The organism is Streptomyces sp. NPDC050121, from assembly GCF_044460385.1.
GTDB lineage: Bacteria > Actinomycetota > Actinomycetes > Streptomycetales > Streptomycetaceae > Streptomyces > Streptomyces soliscabiei.
In genome coordinates this window covers 308,547-329,933 of record NZ_JBITJV010000008.1, presented here as the reverse complement: position 1 = coordinate 329,933, position 21,387 = coordinate 308,547, and the positions used below count along the sequence as shown (strand labels likewise).

20 protein-coding genes are annotated in these 21,387 nt (G+C 70.9%); 12 read left to right on the top strand and 8 right to left on the bottom strand.

Annotation, left to right across the window (positions count from 1 at the left end):
* Positions 1-147: 147 nt before the first annotated feature.
* Positions 148-876, bottom strand: coding sequence for an endonuclease domain-containing protein (locus ACIBTS_RS15675; protein WP_399319709.1), 729 nt, complete (start codon positions 874-876; stop codon positions 148-150).
* A gap of 274 nt (positions 877-1,150) precedes the next feature.
* On the opposite strand from ACIBTS_RS15675, the gene ACIBTS_RS15670 reads away from it, so the two are divergent.
* The gene (locus ACIBTS_RS15670) at positions 1,151-1,483 is read left to right on the top strand and encodes a hypothetical protein (protein ID WP_399319708.1); all 333 of its coding nucleotides are present in this window, start codon (positions 1,151-1,153) and stop codon (positions 1,481-1,483) included.
* Between the two features lie 136 nt (positions 1,484-1,619).
* Positions 1,620-1,820, top strand: coding sequence for an ATP-binding protein (locus tag ACIBTS_RS15665; RefSeq protein ID WP_399319706.1), 201 nt, complete (start codon positions 1,620-1,622; stop codon positions 1,818-1,820).
* A gap of 202 nt (positions 1,821-2,022) precedes the next feature.
* Here the strand turns inward: ACIBTS_RS15665 and ACIBTS_RS15660 are convergent, their stop codons facing one another.
* Positions 2,023-2,220: a hypothetical protein gene (locus ACIBTS_RS15660; RefSeq protein ID WP_399319705.1), complete on the bottom strand. Its 198-nt coding sequence runs from the start codon at positions 2,218-2,220 to the stop codon at positions 2,023-2,025.
* A gap of 206 nt (positions 2,221-2,426) precedes the next feature.
* The gene (locus ACIBTS_RS15655; RefSeq protein ID WP_399319703.1) at positions 2,427-5,414 is read right to left on the bottom strand and encodes an AfsR/SARP family transcriptional regulator; all 2,988 of its coding nucleotides are present in this window, start codon (positions 5,412-5,414) and stop codon (positions 2,427-2,429) included.
* Positions 5,415-5,673: 259 nt separating this feature from the next.
* Here ACIBTS_RS15655 and ACIBTS_RS15650 point away from each other — a divergent pair, with 259 nt between their 5' ends.
* The 3 genes from ACIBTS_RS15650 (at position 5,674) to ACIBTS_RS15640 (ending at position 8,665) form a co-directional block, all read left to right on the top strand.
* Positions 5,674-6,975, top strand: coding sequence for an amidohydrolase family protein (locus tag ACIBTS_RS15650; RefSeq protein ID WP_399319701.1), 1,302 nt, complete (start codon positions 5,674-5,676; stop codon positions 6,973-6,975).
* Positions 6,972-7,904, top strand: a complete 933-nt coding sequence (locus ACIBTS_RS15645; RefSeq protein ID WP_399319699.1) for a TIGR03619 family F420-dependent LLM class oxidoreductase — start codon at positions 6,972-6,974, stop codon at positions 7,902-7,904. Before ACIBTS_RS15650 ends, ACIBTS_RS15645 begins: the two co-directional genes overlap by 4 nt.
* Positions 7,905-7,981: 77 nt before the next feature.
* The gene (locus ACIBTS_RS15640) at positions 7,982-8,665 is read left to right on the top strand and encodes a response regulator transcription factor (RefSeq protein ID WP_399319697.1); all 684 of its coding nucleotides are present in this window, start codon (positions 7,982-7,984) and stop codon (positions 8,663-8,665) included.
* A gap of 53 nt (positions 8,666-8,718) precedes the next feature.
* On the opposite strand, the gene ACIBTS_RS15635 is transcribed toward ACIBTS_RS15640, so the two are convergent.
* Together ACIBTS_RS15635 and ACIBTS_RS15630 are read right to left on the bottom strand one after the other, a co-directional pair.
* Entirely contained in the window at positions 8,719-9,513 is a 795-nt protein-coding gene (locus ACIBTS_RS15635) for a hypothetical protein (RefSeq protein ID WP_399319695.1), read from the bottom strand.
* Positions 9,514-9,570: 57 nt separating this feature from the next.
* Complete coding sequence (locus ACIBTS_RS15630) at positions 9,571-10,311, bottom strand: hypothetical protein (protein ID WP_399319694.1); 741 nt, start codon at positions 10,309-10,311, stop codon at positions 9,571-9,573.
* A gap of 200 nt (positions 10,312-10,511) precedes the next feature.
* On the opposite strand from ACIBTS_RS15630, the gene ACIBTS_RS15625 reads away from it, so the two are divergent.
* The 5 genes from ACIBTS_RS15625 (at position 10,512) to ACIBTS_RS15605 (ending at position 16,636) form a co-directional block, all read left to right on the top strand.
* Positions 10,512-11,282: an SDR family NAD(P)-dependent oxidoreductase gene (locus ACIBTS_RS15625; protein WP_399319692.1), complete on the top strand. Its 771-nt coding sequence runs from the start codon at positions 10,512-10,514 to the stop codon at positions 11,280-11,282.
* Between the two features lie 92 nt (positions 11,283-11,374).
* On the top strand, positions 11,375-12,493 hold the full coding sequence (locus tag ACIBTS_RS15620) for an LLM class flavin-dependent oxidoreductase (protein WP_399319690.1): 1,119 nt from the start codon (positions 11,375-11,377) through the stop codon (positions 12,491-12,493).
* Positions 12,494-12,629: 136 nt separating this feature from the next.
* Entirely contained in the window at positions 12,630-14,360 is a 1,731-nt protein-coding gene (locus ACIBTS_RS15615; protein WP_399319689.1) for an amidohydrolase family protein, read from the top strand.
* Positions 14,361-14,410: 50 nt separating this feature from the next.
* Positions 14,411-15,892: an aldehyde dehydrogenase family protein gene (locus ACIBTS_RS15610; RefSeq protein ID WP_399319729.1), complete on the top strand. Its 1,482-nt coding sequence runs from the start codon at positions 14,411-14,413 to the stop codon at positions 15,890-15,892.
* 192 nt (positions 15,893-16,084) lie between these two features.
* The gene (locus ACIBTS_RS15605) at positions 16,085-16,636 is read left to right on the top strand and encodes a DUF3455 domain-containing protein (RefSeq protein WP_319674952.1); all 552 of its coding nucleotides are present in this window, start codon (positions 16,085-16,087) and stop codon (positions 16,634-16,636) included.
* A 75-nt stretch (positions 16,637-16,711) separates the two neighbouring features.
* On the opposite strand, the gene ACIBTS_RS15600 is transcribed toward ACIBTS_RS15605, so the two are convergent.
* Positions 16,712-17,107 carry a nitroreductase/quinone reductase family protein gene (locus ACIBTS_RS15600; RefSeq protein WP_399319688.1) on the bottom strand — a complete coding sequence of 132 codons (396 nt, stop codon included), beginning with the start codon at positions 17,105-17,107 and terminating at the stop codon, positions 16,712-16,714.
* 89 nt (positions 17,108-17,196) lie between these two features.
* Here ACIBTS_RS15600 and ACIBTS_RS15595 point away from each other — a divergent pair, with 89 nt between their 5' ends.
* A complete protein-coding gene (locus tag ACIBTS_RS15595) occupies positions 17,197-18,045 on the top strand; it encodes an endonuclease/exonuclease/phosphatase family protein (RefSeq protein ID WP_399319686.1) in 849 nt (282 codons plus the stop codon).
* Positions 18,046-18,194: 149 nt separating this feature from the next.
* On the opposite strand, the gene ACIBTS_RS15590 is transcribed toward ACIBTS_RS15595, so the two are convergent.
* Positions 18,195-20,369: a hypothetical protein gene (locus ACIBTS_RS15590; RefSeq protein ID WP_399319684.1), complete on the bottom strand. Its 2,175-nt coding sequence runs from the start codon at positions 20,367-20,369 to the stop codon at positions 18,195-18,197.
* 48 nt (positions 20,370-20,417) lie between these two features.
* Positions 20,418-20,876: a nuclear transport factor 2 family protein gene (locus ACIBTS_RS15585; RefSeq protein WP_399319682.1), complete on the bottom strand. Its 459-nt coding sequence runs from the start codon at positions 20,874-20,876 to the stop codon at positions 20,418-20,420.
* A 210-nt stretch (positions 20,877-21,086) separates the two neighbouring features.
* Here ACIBTS_RS15585 and ACIBTS_RS15580 point away from each other — a divergent pair.
* Positions 21,087-21,387, top strand: a 301-nt coding sequence (locus ACIBTS_RS15580) for an ALF repeat-containing protein (RefSeq protein WP_399319681.1), incomplete at its 3' end; no start/stop codon positions are given.

Here is a 21,387-nt window from a genome sequence, read left to right as displayed (position 1 = left end):
CCTTTACCCCCCTGCTCCTTTACCCCCCTGCTCCTTTACCCCCCTGCTCCTTTACCCCCCTGCTCCTTTACCCCCCTGCTCCTTTACCCCCCTGCCCCTTTATCCCCCTGCCCCTTTATCCCCCTGCCCCTTTATCCCCCTGCCCCTCTACCCCCCTGCCGTTCCGGCTGCCAGGACGGCGCGGATCTCCTGGATCATCCGCTCTGGGCGCCAGAAGACGTCCTCGGCGGTGAAACGGAGGACGCGTCTGATCTCCGGGCACTGCTGGAGCGAGTTGAAGCGCATCACGTCACGGCGGTGGGCATCGCGGGCGCCGTGGTAGGCGTAGCCCTCGATTTCGACTGCCAGGCCCTCGGCGCGGAAGAAGAAGTCCAGGACGATCCTGCGTCCGTCCGGTGCACGGAGGGCGACCTGTGACTCGGGGTGGAGGCCGGCGTCGTACAGGCGCAGGCGGGCGATCGTCTCGGCCGGGGAGCCGGCGAGGGGGTCGCACAGGCGGAGCCAGGCGCGTGCCCTGGCTGCGCCTCGTCCCCGTCCCCTTGCCCCGAGGGCTGAGCTGATCGTGTCGAGGTCGGTGAGCGGTGCTCGGCGGACGCCGTCGACTCTGCGGTGGGCGAGGCCCGACTCCACGGCGACGAGGGCGTCGTCCCTGGGGCCGGTCAAGAGGAGGTCGGTGAGTGTCCGTACCGGGCCGGTGACCCGCACGCCTCGGCGCTCGTAGACGTCCGTCGGTTCCAGGAGGGTGCGGTACACGCGTACGTCACGCCCTTCCGGCCGGTGGCTGAGCTCGGGGTCGGTGAACTCCAGGGGGGTACGAGAGGCTCGGGAGGACAGGATCTCGATCCGCCACAAGGGGGCTGCCGAACGGTGGCTCACGACAAGCCGGGGGTGGAGGAGTTGTACGGCCCGCAGGCGGGTGAGGCGGTCCGGGTTGCGTCCTGGCTCGACCCAGGCGCCCCTTCTGAGAAGAGTCCAACCGTCTGCCCGGAGCGCACGTGTGAGGCTTCGCTTGGGCCACCCCGCGTCAAGGGCACGCGCCGTGAGGAGGACTCCCCCCACCGTCAAGTCCCGCAACGCAGCCCTTTGCTTCACCCACCCAAGATCGCAGTTCGGCTCGTTCTGCTTCCTGGCCTGTGGATAACCGCCCTGGGTGGGTGAGCAGGATGTGCGCCAGTACCGCATCAGGCAACGTTCGCCCTGCCGGTACGGTCAGGGCATGGATGCCGGCGGCCAGCCAACTGTTGATGAGATCGAAGATCGTTTCGTTGAGCTTGTCGCGGGTCGGCTGCCCAGGGACGAGGCCGACCGCTGGGCGGCGAGGTGGGTGAGGGAGGACGGGATCGTCTGGGACGACCTGTCCTGGTGGGCGCTGAACCGCCTCTACGGAATCGATCTTCCCGCGGGCGAGAGCGGCGGTTACCTGCACGATGACGAACAGGTGCGGACATGGCTCGCTGAGCTGAGGGAACGCCGAGCGATGTGAAGCGGCCGCAGCGCCGTCCCAGAAGGACGGGACGTTCGCCGACGCGTCGGGGTCCTTGCGTTGGGGCGTAACTCATCACCGCCGTTTGCCTGTTGCGCTTGCGTAGTCTGCGGTGCGGGTGCGGGTGCGGGTGCGGGTGGCTCGCGTCGGCGGTCGCCGGATCCGCGTCGAGGTGAGCGACCTGGCCGCGAGTGCCCTTTCTGAGCCCCTGCGCGCCTCGGACGACGACGAGTCCGGTCGCGGCCTCGCGCTTCTCGACGCGGTCGTGTTGCGATGGGGCGTGGGGCAGGGGGTGGAGGGGAAGACGGTGTGGTGCGAGCTCGACCACGTCGGATGACACGGCGGAGGGGCCGGATGTGCGTTCGTCCTCTCCGGGAGCTGACGTTCCGGGCCCTGATGACGCTGGCGGTCGGGTCTTACGCTCGGGCGGTTCGAACGTTTTCTCGCTATGGAATGGCTTGGATCCTGCTCGGGACACGCCTCGGCCGCGGCGGCTCCCCCTCCGCGCCGCCGCGGCCGATCCCCGTCGTGATGAAGGTCTACTTGCCGCCGAGGTCCAGGGCGGGCGGGGCGGGCGCGTGGTTCTCGAGCGTGACGATCTCGTCCCCGGCCGTCGGCTCGGACTTCTCGGTGTCGGGCTTCTTGAGGTCGTCGAGCGCCGGCAGGATCGGCGCGTGGTTCTCCATGGGCTTGATGTCCGCGATGGCGTGCGTCGTCTGCTTCTCGGTGTTGCTCATGTTCAGGCTCCCCCTGGGAGTGGTGTGCAGGTGACTGAGAGACGCCTCTGTCCGGCGATTTCCCCGAGTATCGCCGGACAGAGGGCATATGCCGGAGCCCACCCCCCAGTGGGCCCGTGCGACCCGTCTGCCCCCCGACGCGACGGACCGATGAGTCGACCTTGGCAGAGCGTCATAAACGTTCGATGAACGCCGCGGGCCGGGGCTCATGACGCGTCCAGGGGCGTCAGCAGCCGACGTACCTCGGCGGCCTCGGGCACTCCCGACCGCTCCAGGAGGAGCAGGGCCTCCTGCCAGCAGGCTCGTGCCCGGTCCGACTGGCCGAGTGCGTGCAGGCTCCTGCCCAGCGCCGTCAGCACACTGCCCCGGATGAGGTCACCGCCGATGAAACCGATCGCCAGTGCCTGTTCGGCGTGCTGGGCCGCCTGCGCCGGGCGCCGGTCGGCCAGGTGCAGCTGGGCGATGCGGAAGTGCGTCGTCCCCTCCCACAGGCGCTGCCGGTTGCTGCCGAACATCTCCAGCGCGTCGGACAGTTGCACCAGCCCCTCGGCCAGCCTGCCGGCCCGGATCAGCGCGACGCCGAGAGCGTAGCGGCCGTTCGCGAGCCGCAGGGTCAGTCCGAGCTGCTGGAAGATCTCGACGCCCTGCTGGGCCAGGGTGACCGCGTCGGGCGGGCGGTTCATGCGCTCGTAGAGCCGTGACAGGTTGCACAGCGCGCTGGCCTCGCCGGGCCGGTTCCCGTCCGCCCGATAGCCGTCCCTGGCGGTGGTGAGGAACGCTTCGGCCTCTTCGTAGCGGCCCTGGCTGAGCGCGATGATCCCCCTGTCGGTCGCCGCCCAGCTGATCGGTGTCGCGTCGTCCGCCATGGTGGCGAGTTCGATGGCGCGCCGGGCCTCCTCGTCGGCCTCGGCGTAGCGTCCGGCGGCCAGGTGGACGTTGGAGAGGGCGGTGCGGGCGCGGCTCTCCGCGCGGACGTCGCCGACGTCCTGCGCGGCGTCCCGCAGAACCATCGCCGCCGTCTCGTACTGCTTGGCGTTGGCCCCCGACTCGGCCAGGTCCTTCGCCGCCCACAGCAGGTCGACGGCCCGGCGCAGCCCGCCGCCCGTGGTCTGCTGCCGTGCGCAGGCCAGCAGGCACTGAGCCTCCAGGAAGAGCCAGTCCAGGGCCTCCGTCCGGTCCGTGAACGTCAGACCGGTGTACGAGGTGGGCTCCAGGTGCGTGACTGTGCGGTCCCCGGGCCGTTCGATGGCGTAGACCCCTGCGGCCGTCGCCAGATAGAAGTCCAGCAACCGCGACAGCGCCGCCTCCCGTTCGCTCGCCGGACGCTCGTCGCGTTCCGCGCATGCACGCGCGTAGAGGCGGACGAGGTCGTGGAAGCGGTAGCGGCCGGGGGCCGCCGATTCCAGCAGGGAGGTGTCCACCAGGGACTCGAGCAGGTCTTCGGTGTCCTCCGGTGACAGGTCCAGGATCACTGCGGCCGCGCGGAGCGACATGTCGGGGCCGTCGGCCAGGCCGAGGAGGCGGAACGCGCGGGCCTGGGCCGGCTCCAGTTGGCCGTAGCCCAGTTCGAAGGTGGCTTTCACGGCGAGGTCGCCGGCCTGGAGTTCGTCCAGGCGGCGGCGTTCGTCCGCGAGCTTCGCCGCCAGCACGGACACCGTCCAGGTGCGGCGGGCCGCGAGCCGGGACGCCGCGATGCGGATCGCCAGCGGCAGGAAGCCGCAGGCCGCGACGACGTCCAGGGCGGCCTTCCGTTCCGAGGCCACCCGCTCCTCGCCCACGATCTTGGTGAACAGGGCCAGTGCCTCGTCGGGCGACATGACGTCCAGGTCGACGAGGTGCGCGCCCGCCAGGTCCACCATCCGCACCCGCGCGGTGACCAGCGCCGCGCACCCCTCGGTGCCGGGCAGCAGCGGACGTACCTGCGCCGCGTCCTTGGCGTTGTCCAGCAGGACCAGCACCCGGCGCCCGTCCAGCACCGACCGGTACAAGGCCGCCCGTTCCTCCAGGGAGTCCGGGATCGCCGAGTCGGCCGTGCCGAGCGCCCGCAGGAACGAGCCCAGTACGGTCTCCGGTTCGGCGGGCCGGGCGCCCGCGCCCTGTAGGTCGACGTACAACTGGCCGTCGGGGAAGGCGGACCGGGCCTGGTGGGCCACGTGCACGGCGAGGGTCGTCTTGCCCACGCCCCCGATCCCGGCCAGCGCCGACACGGCCATGACGCGGCCCGTCCCGCCGCCGCCCTCCGGACCGGACGCCGCCGACAGCACCGCGCTCAGTTCCCGCACGAACGACGACCGTCCCGTGAAGTCGGGTACCGTCGCCGGGAGTTGGGCCGGGCGGACCCGCACCACCGCGGGTTCCGCCGCCGGGACCGACGGCCCCGCGAGTTCCGGGTCGGCCTGGAGGATGCGGCGCTGCAACTCCCGCAGCCCCGCCCGCGGGTCCACGCCCAGTTCCTCCGCCAGCATCCGCCGTGTGTCCGCGTACACGGCGAGGGCCTCCGCCTGCCGGCCGCTGCGGTACAGGGCCAGCATCAGCAGCTCGCGCAGCCGCTCACGCAGCGGGTACGCGGCCGTCAGCGCCGTGAGTTCGGAGACCGCCTCGGCGTGGCAGCCCTGCTCCAGGTCCATGTCCAGCCGGGACTCCAGCAGCCCCAGCCGCCACTCCTCCAGCCGGACGCGCTGCGTCTCCGCGTACGGGCCGGGGACGCCGGCCAGCGCCTCCCCGTCCCACAGGCCGAGCGCGCGGTTCAGCACGTCACGGGCCTGGGTGAGGTCGCCGGCCGCCTTGGCCTTCTCGGCCTCCGCCGCCCACTCCTGCGCCACCCCGAGGTCCAGGGCGCCCTCGCCGAGCCCGCGCACCGCGTACCCGCCGGACTCGCTCACCAGGACGCCCGGGTCCAGCACCTTCCGCAGCCGCGAGGCGTACGTCCGCACCGCCGCCAGCGCCTGCGAGGGCGGTTCCTCGCCCCACAGGGCGTCGATCAGCTCGGCGGCCGTCGCCGTCCTGCCCTCGCGCAGCAACAGGGCGGCCAGCAGGGCGCGTTGCTGGGGGGAGCCGGTGGCCAGCTGCTCGTCCCCGCGCCGTGCGCGCACGGGGCCGAGCACGGCGAAGCGCAGCGTCGCCGGCTCCCCGGGGGAGGCGGGGCGCCACTGCTCCGGCACACGCGGGCCGCCGTGTCCTACCCGGTCGTCCATCAGGGCTCCCTTTAGGCATCCGAATTACCTGTTCATTTTGCCCTGTCCATGCCGGAAGCGTCAGCTTCCCGTGGAGGTATCCGGGCGGCACCCGGGAGTCCACACATCCCTCACATCCGTTGCGCACACATCCCCACAGAGTCGATCAAGTCCGACTCCCGTCCGGCCCCCGCCCGGCCCCCGCCCGGCCCCCATCCGGCCGTCGTCCGTCCCGTTCCCGATAGCTGACGATCCGTCAGATCAGCGCTACCGTGCCCCCATGGAGACCACACCGAGGACCACACCGAGGACCACACCGAGGACCACACCGAGGACCACATCGCCTGCGACGCCCCCGACGCCCCTCCCGCTGATCATCTCCGTCGACGACCACACCGTGGAGCCGTCCACCGTCTGGCAGGACCGGCTGCCGAGGAAGTACCTCGACACCGCGCCCCGCGTCGTCCGCGCCCCGCTGAAGGAGATGACGTTCCTCGGCGGCCGCTTCAAGCCCGTCATGGGCGAGCCCGGCGACGACGGCCCCCTCGGCGACTGGTGGATCTACGAGGACCTGCAGCGTCCCCTCACCCGCCTCGACACCGCCGTCGGCTTCAGCCGGGACGAGATCAAGCTGGAGGTCATCACCTACGAGCAGATGCGCCCCGGGTCGTACGACGTGCCGTCGCGGCTCGCCGACATGGACGTCAACCACGTCCAGTCCGCCGTCTGCTTCCCCACCTTCCCGCGCTTTTGCGGCCAGACCTTCACCGAGGCCGCCGACCACGAGCTGGGCCTGCTCTGCGTGCGCGCCTACAACGACTGGACGGTGGAGGAGTGGTGCGGCCCGGACGCCCACGGCCGGCTGATCCCGCTCACCCTCATCCCCCTCTGGGACGCCGAGCTGGCGGCGCAGGAGGTCCGGCGCAACGCCGCCCGCGGGGTGCGTGCCGTCGCCTTCTCCGAGATACCCCCGCACCTCGGCCTGCCGTCCGTCCACACCGACTACTGGGACCCCTTCCTCGCCGCCTGCGACGAGACCGGCACGGTCGTGGCCATGCACATCGGCTCCTCCAGCCGTATGCCCTCCACCTCCGCCGACGCCCCGCCCGCCGTCGGCTCCACCATCACCTTCGCCAACTGCTGCTTCTCGATGGTCGACTGGCTGATGAGCGGCAAGTTCGAACGCTTCCCGAACCTGAAGGTGATGTACGCGGAGGGCCAGATCGGCTGGATCCCGTACATCCTGGAGCGCGCCGACGTGGTGTGGGAGGAGAACCGCGGGTGGGGCGGGGTCGCGGACAAGGTCCACCGGCCGCCGTCGGAGCTGTTCGCCGACCACGTCTACGGCTGCTTCTTCGACGACGCCTTCGGCCTGCGCAACCTCGACTCCATCGGCCTCGGGAACGTCCTCTACGAGACCGACTACCCGCACTCCGACTCCACCTGGCCGAAGTCGAGGGAGGTCGGCGAGGCGCAGATGGGCCATCTGGCCCCGGACGTCGTGGAGCGGATCGTCCGCGGCAACGCGATCGACCTGCTGGGGCTGACGAAGGACGGCCTCTGGGACGGCGGCACGCGGTGAACAGGCCCCTCGCCTACGGCATCCAGCTCCCGGTCCAGTCCCAGTCGACGATCTACGCCGAACCCTGGGAGGCCGGCGCCGGCCCCGCCGACCTCGTGGCCGTCGCCCGCGCCGCCGACCGGGCCGGCTTCGCCTACGTCGCCGCCTGCGACCACGTGGCGATCCCGCGCCGGCTGGCCGAGGCCATGAGCACCGTCTGGTACGACCCCGTAGCCACCCTCGCCCACCTCGCGGCCGTCACCGAACGCGTCCGCCTGCTCAGCCATGTCGCCGTCGTCGGCCTGCGCCACCCGCTGCTGACCGCCAAGCAGTACGCCACCCTCGACCATCTCAGCGGCGGCCGGCTGATCCTCGGGGTCGGCGCCGGGCACGTACGGGAGGAGTTCGAGGTGCTGGGGGCGGACTTCGAGCGGCGTGGGGCCGTCCTCGACGAGAGCGTCGACGCCCTGCGCGCCGCGCTCGGCCCGGACGAGTTCCCGGCCCACCACGGGAAGGTGTACGACTTCGAGGGGCTCGGGCAGCGGCCGAGACCGGCGCAGGCCCGCGTTCCCGTCTGGGTCGGCGGCTCCTCCCCGCCGGCCGTGCGCCGGGCCGCCCTCAAAGGCGACGGCTGGCTGCCCCAGGGCGACCCCAGGGACCGGCTGCCCGCGCAGATCGATAAGCTGCGGCGCCTGCGCGAGGACGCCGGCATCGCCGCGCCCCTCACCATCGGCGCCATCACCGAGCCCCTGTACGTGGGGACGCCCGCCTGGGACGTCGGCCGCCGCACCCTCACCGGTCCGCCGGAGGCGCTCGCCGAGTCCCTGCGCGCCTACTCGGCGATGGGCGTGGACCAGATCCAGGTCCGCTTCCGCTGCCGAAGCCGTGCCGAACTGACCGACCAGATAACCGAGTTCGGGGCGGAGGCCGGGCCGCTGCTTGCTTCTTGAAGGTTTGAACATGTCCACGCCGGGCCGCGTATGTAAGGACGTACGGGCGTGACAGCTCCGGCGGAAGGACCTCACCAGTGCGATCCACCGAGCGATCCACCGAGCGATCCTTCCCGCGGCTCTCCGTCGCCCTCGCCTGCGCGGAGGGCGACTGGCCGCATGACGGCTGGCCCGCCCCCGACGACCCCTACGTGGAGCGGGTGGTACGGGCCACCCCGCCCTACGACACCCTGCGCGAGGGCGCGGTGGACGTCGTCGTGCTGCGCTGCGAGGAGCCCGCGCAGGCCTTCCCGGCGCTGCTGGGGGCGCTGGGCGACCGCGGCGTCCCGGTGATCGTCGTCAGCGCGTGCACGGACACCGACACCGTCGTCGAGGTCTTCCGCGGCGGGGCCGGCTATCTGGTCGAGGGCGACTACTGCCCCCACATGCTGTCCTCGGCGGTGATGGCGGCCACCGTCGGCCACACCTACCTCTCGCCGACCGCCTGCGCCGCCCTGCGCGAGGGGGCGCGCCGGCTGCCGACGGCCGCCGGCGCCGTCGACCGGCTGCGGTCGCTGCTCTCGCCGCGCGAGCGGGAGGTCATGGATCTGCTGTCGACCGGTCTGGGCGCGCAGGAGATCGGGCTGCGATTACGGCTGAGCGAGAAGACCGTCCGCAACAACCTCAGCAACATCTACGCCAAGCTGGACGCGCGGGGCAGCACGGACGCGGTCCTGCGGTGGCTGGGAGCCACTCCTGCCACGCCCGTGCTTCGCACCTGAAAACCTACCGCGGCTGAAAACCTACCGCGCCTGAGACCCGCTGCGGCTGAAACCTACTGCGGCTGGATTTCCGTCAGCGGGATTTCCACGTCGGTCACGCTGCCGCCGCCCTCACCGAATCCCGGTTCGGCCCGCAGGCTGTTCCCCGAGTTGATGATTCCGTTGGCCTCGGGCGTGCCGCATTTCACGTTGCGCAGCCACAGCCGACCGTCCGGCGTGCCGTTGTTCAGGAGCTGCGGATAAAAGACATGGACCGTCGCGGCGCCCTCGCTCGGCGCGAAGAACACTGTCTGGCCGTCCTGCGCCTCCTTGTAGGTGGCCCGCAGGAATCCGCTCACGTCGGTGCGCTTGGCCGACCACATGAAGAATCCGATGCTGTCCGGTTTGACGGTGTCGGAGCGGCTGAAGGCGAGAGCGGTCGTCTTGTCGTCGCGCGTGATGTTGAACTCGGAGGTGCTGAATTTACCGCCGATCTCGAAGAAGGAGTTGCCCAGTTTCGTATCGGCGCTCGCGCTGAATCCGTCCTCCAGCTGAACGGTCCTGGTGACGGATGTACTGACGTTGAAGGTGCTGGTCGCCGCGGTCGTCGTCCCGCAGTTCTGAGTGACAGGCGAGACGCGCTGGTTGGGGCCCAGGCTGTTCCTCTTTACCTGGACGTCGACGAACTCACAGTTCGCGAGTTTGTCGGAGTCCTTGGAACAGTCGGAGGTCACCTCGGACGGGGTGGCGGCGCCCGCCTGGTTCATCAGCGGGACGATCACCGCGAGGGCCGCGACGGGTGCCAGCACGAGGGTGATGCGCTTCTTCCTGCTGCGGTGCCTTCTGGGGCGCGGGGCGGGGGTGGTCATGGGTTCTCCTGAGGTTTCATACGGGGTGAACAGGGACTTTGTGAGCCGCTGACCGAATCAGCAGTCCTCCAGGACAGCCTTGGAGGTGCCGTCGACGACGCCCGGCGCGCCTGCGGCGCCCGGCAGGATCACCGGACCCTCGACGACTTCGGGCGCCACGAAGTTCTGCTCGGGCGTGGCGTTGGTGACGGTCGTCGCCTCCCTGGCGTCGATCCGCACCCGCCATTCACCGGTCATGCGCTGCAGCTTCGGCGTGAACTCCATGTGGAGCACCTTGCCGACCGGTACCTCGCGCTGTTCCGTGGCGCCGGCCGTGGCCGAATTCACGGTCATTTCCAGAGTGCCCTTGTGTTTGAGCCAGGATCCGCTGAGGAATCCGAAGAGGCCGCCACCACCGCCCTGGTTGGTTTCCTTGTACTTTCCCTTCCCCTGGGCCGCGGTTGCCGACCAGGTGACGGACACCTTCGCGGGGTCGGTGGCGTTCGGCTCGCAGTTCGGGAAATCGATGGACGACTTCTCGGTAGGCCCGTCGAAGGTCTCGAAGTTGGTCTCGACGTAATCGCAGTTGTCCGCCGCGAAACCGTCCGCGAACCCGCCGCCGAAATCGCTCACCGACTGTTGCTTGCCGTTGAGCACCGCGGCCCTGTTGCACATCGCCGTGATCTGCTCGGGAGTCTTCGCGTCGGCCGCGTTCGCCGACGGCAGCAGCGCGACGACGGCGCCGCCGGTCGCCAGCGCCGCGCCGATCGCGACGAACCGGATCTTCTTGTTCTTGAACTTCCTGCTTCTTTTGGCCATACCGTTTTCCGCTCTTGGGGATGACTTTGCAGTGCCGCTGTGGATTATTGGGGTTCTGCACAGCCTGTGGACAGAGTCAAATGTCCCTACCGGCAGGTCACTTGGTGTGTGCTTGTGCAATGGTCCGACGTATATCTGACGATCAGTCAGATTCGGCGCTACGATGCCGGTCCCAGTGAAGCGATGCCAAGGAGGCCGCCATGGGCAAGCTCGACGGACGGGTCGTCCTCGTCACCGGGGGTGCGCGGGGCCAGGGAGAACAGGAGGCCCGGCTGTTCCGAACGGAGGGAGCCGAGGTCGTCGTCGCCGACGTCCTGGACGACCAGGGCGCGGCCCTCGCCGAGGAGATCGGCGCGCTGTATGTGCACCTGGACGTGGGGCGGGAGGACGACTGGCACGCCGCCGTGCGTGCCGCACAGGACGCCCACGGCCGCCTCGACGGCCTCGTCAACAACGCCGGCATCCTGCGCTTCAACGCCCTCGTCGACACACCCCTCGACGAGTTCATGCAGGTCGTACAGGTCAACCAGGTCGGCTGCTTCCTGGGCGTCAAGACGGCGGCCCCCGTGCTGGCGGACGGCGGCACGATCGTCAACACGGCGTCGTACACCGCCGTGACCGGGATGGCGGCGGTGGGCTCGTACGCGGCGACCAAGCATGCGATCCTCGGGCTCACCCGGGTCGCCGCCCTGGAGCTCGCGCCGCGCGGCATCCGGGTCAACGCGATGTGCCCCGGCGCCGTCGACACCGCGATGTCCAACCCGTCCCTGCTGGACCCGGACGCGGACCCCGAGGAGACCTCGAAGGCCCTCGACGGGCTGTACCGCAAGCTCGTGCCGCTGGGCAGGGTGGGGCGGCCGGAGGAGGTGGCCAGGCTCGCCCTCTTCCTCACCTCGGACGACTCCTCATACATCACCGGGCAGCCGTTCGTGATCGACGGGGGCTGGCTGGCGGGAGTCTCCATCATCTGACTGGCCGTCAGGTATTGACCATCCAACCGAACTGACGGATCGTCAGGTAACCGAGATGGACCCCAATCCAGGACCTGGGACGGTGAACCTCCGTGGAATTCGGGCTCTTTGTACAGGGATACGTGGGCAAGCGGGCCGAGACCGACCCCCTCGCCGAGCACAAGGCGCTGATGGAGGAGACCGAGTACGTCATCCAGGCGGACAAGTCCGGCTTCAAGTACGCCTGGGCGTCCGAGCACCACTTCCTGGAGGAGTACTCGCACCTCTCCGCCAACGACGTCTTCCTCGGGTATCTCGCACACGCGACGGACCGGATCCATCTGGGATCGGGCATCTTCAACCCGCTCGCCCAGGTCAACCACCCCGTGAAGGTCGCCGAGAAGGTCGCCATGCTCGACCATCTCAGCCAGAACCGCTTCGAGTTCGGAAGCGGACGGGGCGCCGGATCGCACGAGATCCTCGGCTTCCTCCCCGGCATCACCGACATGAACTACACAAAGGAGATCTGGGAGGAGACCATCGCCGAGTTCCCCAAGATGTGGCTCCAGGACGAGTACGTCGGCTTCCAGGGCAAGCACTGGCAGCTGCCGCCGCGCAAGATCCTGCCGAAGCCGTACGGGAAGTCGCACCCGGCGATGTGGTACGCGGCCGGGTCACCGCCCTCGTACGCGATGGCCGCGCGCAAGGGCCTGGGCGTCCTCGGGTTCAGCATCCAGAAGGTCTCCGACATGGAGTGGGTGCTGGAGCAGTACAAGACGGCGGTCGTGAACGCCGAGCCGATCGGTGACTTCGTCAACGACAACGTGATGGTGACGACGACGGCGATCTGCGCGCCCACGCACGACGAGGCGATCCGGATCGCCGTCGAGGGCGGCCTGCACTACCTGCCGTCGCTGGTGTTCCGGTACCACGACACCTTCCCGCGGCCCGAGGGCTTTCCCGTCTGGCCCGAGACGCTGCCCGAGTACAACGCCGAGTTCGTCGAACTCCTCGTGGAAGAGGAGCTGTTGATCTGCGGCGACCCGGACGAGGTGCTCACGCAGTGCAAGCGGTGGGAGCAGGCCGGAGCCGATCAGCTGAGCTTCGGGCTGCCGGTGGGGGTGCCGAAGGAGGAGACACTGCAGACGATCCGGTTGATCGGGGAGCACGTGATTCCGAAGATCGACACGGATCCTGTTCATCGGACGACGCGGTTCCGCACGGGCGCGTAATCGGCGTGGGCGTGTGGGTCGTGTGGCGACTGCGGGTCCGTTGTGGCTGGTCGCGCCCACGCGGCGGAGTCGCACATCGATACAGCCCCGCGCCCCTAAAAGATCCCGATCTCCCCGGAGTTGAGGAGGGAACCGCATGCTCGATCACGTCATCAAAGGGGCGACCGTCGTCGACGGGACCGGTGCGCCTGCCCGGGTCGCCGACGTCGGGATCCGTGACGGGCGGATCGTCGTCGTCGGGACCGTCGCCGAGGAGGCGCGGACCACCGAGGACGCTCACGGGCTCGTGCTCGCGCCCGGGTTCGTCGATCCGCACACGCACTACGACGCCCAGCTCTTCTGGGATCCGTACGCCACCCCGTCCCTGAACCACGGGGTGACGACCGTCGCCGCCGGGAACTGCGGGTTCACGCTCGCGCCGCTCAATCCGGACCGGCCCGCCGACGCCGACTACACCCGCCGCATGATGTCCAAGGTGGAGGGGATGTCGCTGATCGCGCTCGAGGAGGGCGCGCCCTGGAGTTGGAGCGGCTTCGGGGAGTACCTCGACGCCCTCGAGGGGCGGATCGCGGTCAACGCGGGGTTCATGGTGGGGCATTGCGCGCTGCGGCGGTACGTGATGGGGCCGGACGCGGTGGGCGGTCAGCCCAGCGAGGAGCAACTCGCCGAGATCGTACGGCTGTTGCACGACGCCATGGACGCGGGGGCGTGGGGGTTCTCCACCACGCAGTCCTCGACCCACTCCGACGGGGACGGGCAGCCGGTCGCGTCCCGGCACGCCCTGCCCGCCGAGTTGCTGGCGCTGTCGCGGGCCGTCGGCGAGCACGAGGGCACGCAGATCGAGGCGATCGTCGCGGGCTGCCTCGACCAGTTCAGCGACGCCGAGATCGACCTGTTCGTGGAGATGAGTGCGGCGGCCGGACGCCCCCTGAACTGGAACGTCCTCACCATCGACTCGGCCGTCCCGGAGCGGGTGCCCCGACAGCTCGTGGCGAGCGAGCGGGCGCGGAAGGCCGGCGGCCGGGTTGTGGCGCTGACCATGCCGATCCTCACGCCGATGAACATGTCCCTGGGCACGTTCTGCGCCCTGAACCTGATCCCCGGCTGGGGGCCGGTCCTCGGCCTGCCCGTCCCCGAGCGGATCGAGAAGCTGCGGGAACCGGCCGTCCGGGCCGAGTTGCTGCGGCACGCCGGGTCGAAGGAGGCAGGCGTCTTCCGGCGCCTGACCAACTTCGGGCGGTACGTCATCGGCGACACCTACAGCGCGGGCAACGAGGGCCTCACCGGGCGGGTCGTCGAGGACATCGCCGCCGAACGCGGCCTCGATCCGTTCGCCTGCCTGGTCGAGATCTGCGTGGCCGACGAACTGCGTACGGTCCTGTGGCCGATGCCGACGGACAACGACCCCGACTCGTGGGCGATGCGGGCGGAGGCCTGGACCCACGAGGACGTCCTGCTCGGCGGCTCCGACGCGGGCGCGCACCTGGACCGCATGTGCGGGGCGCCGTACACCACGCGCTTCCTCGGCGACTGTCTGCGCGGCCGCAAACTGGCCGGCCTGGAGCAGGCGGTGAAGATGCTGACGGACGACCCGGCGCGGCTCTTCGGACTGCGCGAGCGGGGCCGGATCCAGGAGGGCTTCCACGCGGACCTCGTCCTGTTCGACCCGGAGCGCATCGACGCGGGCAAGGCCACCCTGGTGCACGACCTGCCGGGTGACAGTCCGCGGCTGGACTCGAAGGCGATCGGGGTGCGGGCGGTCTGGGTCAACGGCGTGGCGGCCATCCGCGACGACGTCGTGACCGGCGCCGTACCGGGACGGGTGCTGCGCTCGGGGCGGGACACCAGGACGGTGAACACCCGGTGAGCGGGGAAGCCGACGGGGCGGGAGCCGCCGGGTTGGGAGCCGCCGGGGCGGTGACCGACGGGCAGCGGCTTTTCGTGGGCGGGGTCTGGGTCGAACCGGACGGCGGCCACTACGAGGTCGTCGACCCGGCGACCGAGGGGACCGTCGGGTTGGCCCCGGAGGCCTCGCGGGATCAAGTGCGCGCGGCCTGCGCCGCGGCCCGCGAAGCCTTCGGCCCGTGGTCGCGCACCCGGCCGGAGGAACGCGCGGCGGTGCTGGGCCGGGCCGCCGACATCATCCGCGCCCGGCTGCTCCCGTACGCGGAGCTGGCCCAGGCCGAGACCGGCGCCACGACCGGCACCGCGCGCGCCATGCAGGTCGGGGTCGGCGCGGCCCGCTTCAAGCGCTACGCGCGCGTGGAGCCCGCCGAGTGGCCGATCCCGCCGCAGATCAACGAGGCCGGTGGGGGCACCTCCCACGCCCTTCAGGCAGTGGGGGCGGGGAAGGCGGGCGTGATGGGCGCGGTGGCCGTCCGGCAGCCCGTCGGCGTCGTCACGTGCATCACCTCCTACAACAACCCGTGGGCGAACCCGGCCGGGAAGATCGCCCCCGCCCTCGCCATGGGCAACACGGTGGTCGTGAAACCCGCCCCGCAGGACCCCCTGTCCGTCTACCGGATGGCTCAGGCGCTGGAGGCGGCGGGCGTGCCGCGCGGGGTCGTCAACGTCGTCTCCGGGCGCGCCGTCGACATCGGGGAGACGGCGGTGTCGTCGCCGGACGTCGACATGGTGAGCTTCACCGGTTCCACGGCGGTGGGCCGGCGCATCGCCGAGGTGTGCGGCCGGGACATGCGGCGCCAGCTGATGGAGCTGGGCGGAAAGGGCGCGGCGGTCGTCCTCGACGACGCGGACGTCGCCTCGGCGGTCGCGGGCATCGGGACGACCTTCTCCTTCTACAGCGGCCAGATCTGCACGGCCCCGACCCGGGTGCTGGCACACCGCCGGGTGTACGACCGGCTCGTCGAGCAACTCGCCGCGTACGCGGGTCGGTTGAAGGTGGGCGATCCGCGGGAGCCCGACACCGTGGTCGGCCCGGTCATCTCGGCCGCGCACCGGGACCGGGTGGAGTCGTACGTGGAACTGGGCCGGAAGGAGGGCGCGGTGGTCGTCGTGGGCGGTGAACGCCCGCCGCTGGAGCAGGGCTTCTACGTCGCCCCGACCCTCCTCGCCGACTGCACGAACGACATGCGGGTGGTCCGGGAGGAGATCTTCGGGCCGGTGGTGACGGTCGTCCCCTTCGACGAGGAGGACGAGGGCGTCGCCCTCGCGAACGACTCCGACTACGGCCTCATCGACTATGTCTGGTCCTCGGACGTGGCCCGGGCGTTCCGGGTGGCGCGCCGGCTGCGCGCGGGCGGCGTCGGCGTGAACACGGTCGGCCGCAACATGGAGGCGCCGTTCGGCGGATTCAAGAAGAGCGGGGTGGGGCGGGACGTGGGCTCGTACGCGCTGCACGCCTACAGCGAGGTGCAGTCGATCGTCTGGCCGGGATGAACAACGGGTGCCGTTTGCTTGCCCTTTGAGTCCTGAAGACTGTCCCGGGCGTGCAGAGATCGTTCAGAGAACGCCGAACAGGCATCGGAATCGCCGGTGGACCCGTAGCCTCCGGGCGCAGGGGCCAGGACCGTGTCCGGCCCCGCCCGTGAACATGTCCGGAAATCGTTCGGAGACCACCCCATGCACCAGATGAAGCTCGCCAAACGTCTCGCCCTCACCACCACGGCGCTCGCCGTCGCCACCGCCGGCACCCTGCTGGGCACGACGGTCGGCCACGCCGCGCCGGCGCAGTCCGCGACCGCCCACGTCGACGCGCCCGCCGCGCTCAAGGTGCCCGACGGCAACCGGCTGACGGGCGTCTTCGCCGCGAAGGGCGTCCAGACGTACACCTGCACCGACGGCGCCTGGAAGCTCCTGGAGCCCGCCGCCACCCTGTCCTACAAGAGAGACCGCGCCCACCGTCCCGTCGCCCTGCACTCCCGCGGCCCGGTCTGGGTGTCCACGGTGGACGGCAGCGCCGTCAACGCCGCCGCCCTCGTCACATCGCCCAAGGCGGGCACCATCGCCGAGCTGCTGCTGAAGGCCACGGCCACGCGCGGCGCCGGGGTCTTCGCCGACGTCACCTACATCCAGCGCCTCGACACGGCCGGCGGCGTCGCCCCGGCCACCGCCTGCACCGGCGCCGACCAGGTCAGCGTCCCGTACTCGGCGACGTACGCCTTCTACAAGCCCGCCAAGTGATCCCCGGCCACCTCGGCCACCTCGGCCACCTCGGCCACCTCGGTCGCCTCCGGCACCCCAGTCACCACCATCACCTCAGTCGCTGAGATCGACCCGGATCGTCAGCAGCCCCGTCCCCAGGGCCCGTACGGCAGTGCTGTTGGCCTTGGGGAGGGTGCGCAGGCGGGCGACCGGGTCGTCGTCGGGCAGCAGGTGGGCGGTGCCGTTGTGCCACCGTCCGCCGATCCGCACCCGCACCCGTGGATCGGCCTGGATGTTGCGGACGTACTGCGATCGTTCGCCGAACTCCGAGACCAGCCAGAAGGTGTCGCCGACCCGGCGGCCGCCGAGCGGGGTGCGGCGGGGTCGGCCGGAGACCCGGCCGGTGGTCTCCAGGAGAGTGTGGAACGGCAGGCGGCGCATGAGCGGGTTGGCGACGTGCCGCTGGAGGGCAGTGGTCGCGCGGAACCGGAGGTCGTTGGGCGGGGCCATGATCGGTGGGGCTCCTTCGCACGCAGGATTGCTGCTGTTGCTTCAATGGTCCCCGACGCCGTCGGCGTGACGAGAGGGGGTGGCTGCACATGCGCGTGGTGAGCTGGAACCTGTGGTGGCGGTTCGGCCCGTGGCGGGAACGGCAGAAGGCGATCCTGGCGGTGCTGCGCGAGCTGCGTCCCGACGTGGTCGGACTGCAGGAGGTGTGGGCGGCCGGCGGCGAGAACCTGGCGGAGTGGCTGGCCGACGAGCTGGGCCTGTACTGCACCTGGGCCGCGTCGCCGTCCCCGGACCGCTGGCGGACACGGATCGCGGACGCGGACGCGGATGCCGGCTCGGTCGACATAGGCAACGCGGTGCTGAGCCGCTGGCCGGTGAGGGAACAGGAGACGCTGCTGCTGCCCGCGCCGGCCGACCTGGCCGACGGCCGCCTCGCCCTCTACGCGCGCGTGGCCGCCCCCGCGTTCGACATCCCCTTCTTCACCACGCACCTCACCTCGGCCGTACAGGCGTCGGCGGTGCGCTGCGCCCAGGTCACGGCCCTCGCGGAGCTGGTCGCCCGGCACCGCGCAGGCACCCCGTGCCCGCCCGTCGTCACCGGCGACTTCAACGCCTGGCCGGACTCCGACGAGATGCGTCTCTTCGCCGGCACGAGGACCGCGCCGGCCGTCCCCGGCCTGGTGTTCCACGACGCCTGGGACTACGCCGAACCCGCCGCGCCCGCCGCTACGTGGACCCCCGAAAACCCGTACGCGGCCCGCCTGTTGGAGCCGCCCGCCCGCATCGACTACATCCACGTGGGTCCGCCGGGCCCGGCAGGCGAGGGTCACGTCCGCCGCGTCCAGCGGGCGGGCCATGGCCCCGTGGACGGCGTCTGGCCCTCCGACCACGCGGCGGTCGTCGCGGATCTCGCGGAGGGGGAGAACCCGCTCACGTAAGGGCTGAAACGGCTCGGGCGGTGCTCGCGCGGTGAAGCGCGGGCACCGCCCGGAGCGATGTCGAGGGCGAGGAAAGCGAAGAGACTTTTTTCGGTAGAGGAGTTGAGAAGGAAGCCCCTTCATGGCCTCGCCACGGCAGACGCTAGCACTCAGCCAGGGATCAAGTCGCGCAGATTTTCGAGGGTGATGACCCGGGAGTCCGGGTGCAGCCCCTCGGGGCGTTCGAGGCCGATGTACGTCACGGGCTCGTCCGGGACGGGATCGCCGCCGTCCCACAGGTCCACGGCCGTGGCGGCGTCGGACATCAGGTCGGTCAGGTACCCCACGGTCAGCTGCTCGCGCTCCACGAGGGCGCGCACCACCTTGGACACCGACAGCTGGTTCTCCTCGACCCGGTTGGCCGACGAGATGCCCTTCAGATACAGGTGCAGCCACTTCGCGCGCCACCGGCCGTCGTCCTCGCGCCGGAACACCAGCGGCAGCGCCACGCGCCCCGCCCCGCGAAGCTCCGACTTCATCCGCACCGTGCGCGGCTCGTACGGCCGGCCCTTCTGCTCGCCGTCGCGCAGCATGAAACCGAAGAACGACTCCTCGACCTCCTCGAAGCTCTCGCCGGCGTAGACGTTGACCTGCGGGACGATGAAGGTGCTGCGTACCCGGTCCAGGGTCAGGTCGATGAATTCCGAGGCCCCGTCGGGGGCCTCGGTGACATCGCCCGAGTGCCGGCCGCCGACCGCCCTGAGGGAGGTGTAGGAGAGCCAGCCGTCGGTGCTGTAGTCGGCGTGGAGAAGCAGCGCCGACAGGTCGTAGTCGGTCCGGTTCTCGGCCTCCTTCCAGTACACGAAGAAACGCAGCCGTTCGCCGTCGACCGCCGAGACCGAGCCGCGCGGCAGGACGCCGAGCCCGGCCGTGGTCGCCCTGCCGCTGAGCGGGAGCGCCACGTCGAGGACGTCGGGGTCGAGCAGCAGGCGGCCCGGCGCGGGGAGCCTGCGGCGCAGCTCGGCGTCGAGGGCGGCGATCAGCCGGTCGCGGTCGGCGGCGGGGACCGGCGGCCGGACGTCGCGGGCGACCCAGCCGCGGCCTCGGCGGTTGACGAAGATCCGGGGTTCGTCGGTCTCCCGCTCCCGGTTCTGGAAGTGCTCGCGGACCGACAGCAAGACCCGGCCGGAGACTTCGGGCGCGACCCGCACCGCGGCGGCCACCACCGCGTCGCGCTCCTCCTGGTCGGCGGCGATGCGCAGCAGGAGGTCCAGGGCGCGGAACAGCTTGCCGGGGGCGGACTCCAGCAGCCGGGCCGCGCCGAGGACGTCGAAGTCGTCGAGCAGGGTCTCGACACGGCTGTCGAAGGAGCGGGCCTCCTTCTCGCCCCGGGCCACGGCGAACACGTCGGCGGCGTGCGGCCAGCGCGGGTACTCGTGCGGGTGGAGGCGCTCACCGAGCCGCTTGAAAGGTTCGCGGTGCGCGTGCACATCGGCCAGCTTGGCGGGGTTGGCCGCGACGACGGCGTCGAGGCCGGCGAGCAGCGCACGGCGGGCGGGCCGCGACAGAGCCCGGAACCGGGTCGGCTCCTGCAGCGTCACGTCGCCGTCGGACAGCGCGCAGGCCAGCCGCAGCACATCGGTGACGGTGTCGAGGAGGAGGTCCGCGCCGACGCCGAGCCGGGCCTCGTTGACGACGGCACGGTTCTCCCGGACCGGGATCGACTCCGGCTGGGGGCCGAGCACGCACCACCCGGCGAGGGCCTTGAGGTCGCGCAGGTGCTCCTCGCCCAGGGGCGTCGTGCTGCCCGCCAAGGCCAGGTACAGGTCGGTGAGCTCGTCGTCCAGGTCGCGCCCGAGGTGCAGGACGGTCACCCGGTCGCCCGCGGAGGCGATCAGCTCGTCCTGCGCCGCGAGCATCTCCTCGTAGGTGTGCTGGTAGCGGCCGTAGGCGGGGAGGCTGAGCAGGTCCAGCACCCCGTGCGCCAGCTGCGTCAGCACGCTCTCGCGCGCCTTCTCGTCGCCGAGCGCCTTCGCCACACACCGCATCCAGAACTCTTCGGTGTCGGGCACGTTCGCCGGGAAGTCGATGAAGTAGGAGTTGTGCCGGACGTGGTCGCCCACCATCTCGCTGACGGTGCGCAGCGTCTGCCGGGCGGTGTGCACGACCGTGGCCTCGGACAGCCCCGACAGCCGCTCCAGCAGCTCCGCGGAGAGCTTGAAGCCCACGGAGGTCAGCGCGGCGTCGAACTGCCGCGCCGCGGCGGCCCCTTCACCCGCGAAGCCCTTGGGAAGGGGAAGGCGGTGGGTGTGCCGGATGACCAGCGATTCGAGACTGAGCGCCATGCGGGGATGATCGCAGAGCCGTACGAGCGGGCGCACAGGAGTTTTTTCCTACGCGTACCTGCAGTCGAAGGCGCGCGCGACCGCGAGGCTGTCCTCATAGACGTGGTGGCGGACGACGAGCCCGCTGCCCCGCTCGAAGGTGAGGTGCAGGGCGAACCGGGCGCGGTAGGCGCGTCCGGTGGAGCGGGCGGTCTGGCGGATCTCGCCGAGGACGACCGCGTCGTCCCCGTCGACGAGGATCCGCTCGATCTCGGTCGCCGCCTGCCCGGGCACGTGGTGCTCGGCGAGCTCGCGGTAGTGGGCGGCGGCGTCGGCACGGGTGGAGCGGTGCCGGATCCACGGGGTGGCGCTGTGCTGACGACCGTGCTCGTCCTGCGGCCAGTCCAGCTTCCAGTCCCCGTGCTCGGCGTACAGCTCGGCGATCCGCTCCGGATCCCCCTCCCCGATCCGCCGCAGCAACTCCTCGACTGCGGCGCGGGTGGTGACAGTAGGCGTGCCGGACGACATGACCGAACCCCTCCCTGATGACGTCGGACACCGCGCCCTGCCGACGCGGCGAGAGCGCCATTCTCGGTGACGGCGACGGCTCGACGCGATTACCTCACACGTAACCGCCCTTCCAACGCCGGGAGTTGCTCCTCCTTAATGGGTTGGTGCGGGGCGGCGCTCAACGGCGAGAATCCCCGCATCGATCGCCGGACCACGGAGGAACACACCATGAGACAGCACCGCGCCGCCCTGCTCGTCGCGACCATCGCTCTGACCCCGGCGGTCCTCTTCGCCACCCCGGCGTCCGCCACCGACACGACGACGGCCACCGCGACGACGACCGCGACGGTGACTACCGATACGCCGGTGGACGAGATGTCCGACGAGGAACTACGTATCGCGATCGCACGCATCCTGGCGGACAAGGACTCCGGCAAGAGGGTCGTCCGAGAGGCCAACGCCGCCCTCGACGGCACCGCGGACGACATGCGCGCCTTCCTGAAGACCGGCTACCGCCTGGCCCGGGCCG

Coding starts and splice junctions, on each gene's coding strand:
- ACIBTS_RS15660 (WP_399319705.1), bottom strand. CDS start 2,220: ATGAGCAACACCGAGAAGCAGACGACGCACGCCATCGCGGACATCAAG.
- ACIBTS_RS15655 (WP_399319703.1), bottom strand. CDS start 5,414: ATGGACGACCGGGTAGGACACGGCGGCCCGCGTGTGCCGGAGCAGTGG.
- ACIBTS_RS15650 (WP_399319701.1), top strand. CDS start 5,674: ATGGAGACCACACCGAGGACCACACCGAGGACCACACCGAGGACCACA.
- ACIBTS_RS15635 (WP_399319695.1), bottom strand. CDS start 9,513: ATGACCACCCCCGCCCCGCGCCCCAGAAGGCACCGCAGCAGGAAGAAG.
- ACIBTS_RS15630 (WP_399319694.1), bottom strand. CDS start 10,311: ATGGCCAAAAGAAGCAGGAAGTTCAAGAACAAGAAGATCCGGTTCGTC.
- ACIBTS_RS15625 (WP_399319692.1), top strand. CDS start 10,512: ATGGGCAAGCTCGACGGACGGGTCGTCCTCGTCACCGGGGGTGCGCGG.
- ACIBTS_RS15615 (WP_399319689.1), top strand. CDS start 12,630: ATGCTCGATCACGTCATCAAAGGGGCGACCGTCGTCGACGGGACCGGT.
- ACIBTS_RS15605 (WP_319674952.1), top strand. CDS start 16,085: ATGAAGCTCGCCAAACGTCTCGCCCTCACCACCACGGCGCTCGCCGTC.
- ACIBTS_RS15600 (WP_399319688.1), bottom strand. CDS start 17,107: ATGGCCCCGCCCAACGACCTCCGGTTCCGCGCGACCACTGCCCTCCAG.
- ACIBTS_RS15595 (WP_399319686.1), top strand. CDS start 17,197: ATGCGCGTGGTGAGCTGGAACCTGTGGTGGCGGTTCGGCCCGTGGCGG.
- ACIBTS_RS15590 (WP_399319684.1), bottom strand. CDS start 20,369: ATGGCGCTCAGTCTCGAATCGCTGGTCATCCGGCACACCCACCGCCTT.
- ACIBTS_RS15585 (WP_399319682.1), bottom strand. CDS start 20,876: ATGTCGTCCGGCACGCCTACTGTCACCACCCGCGCCGCAGTCGAGGAG.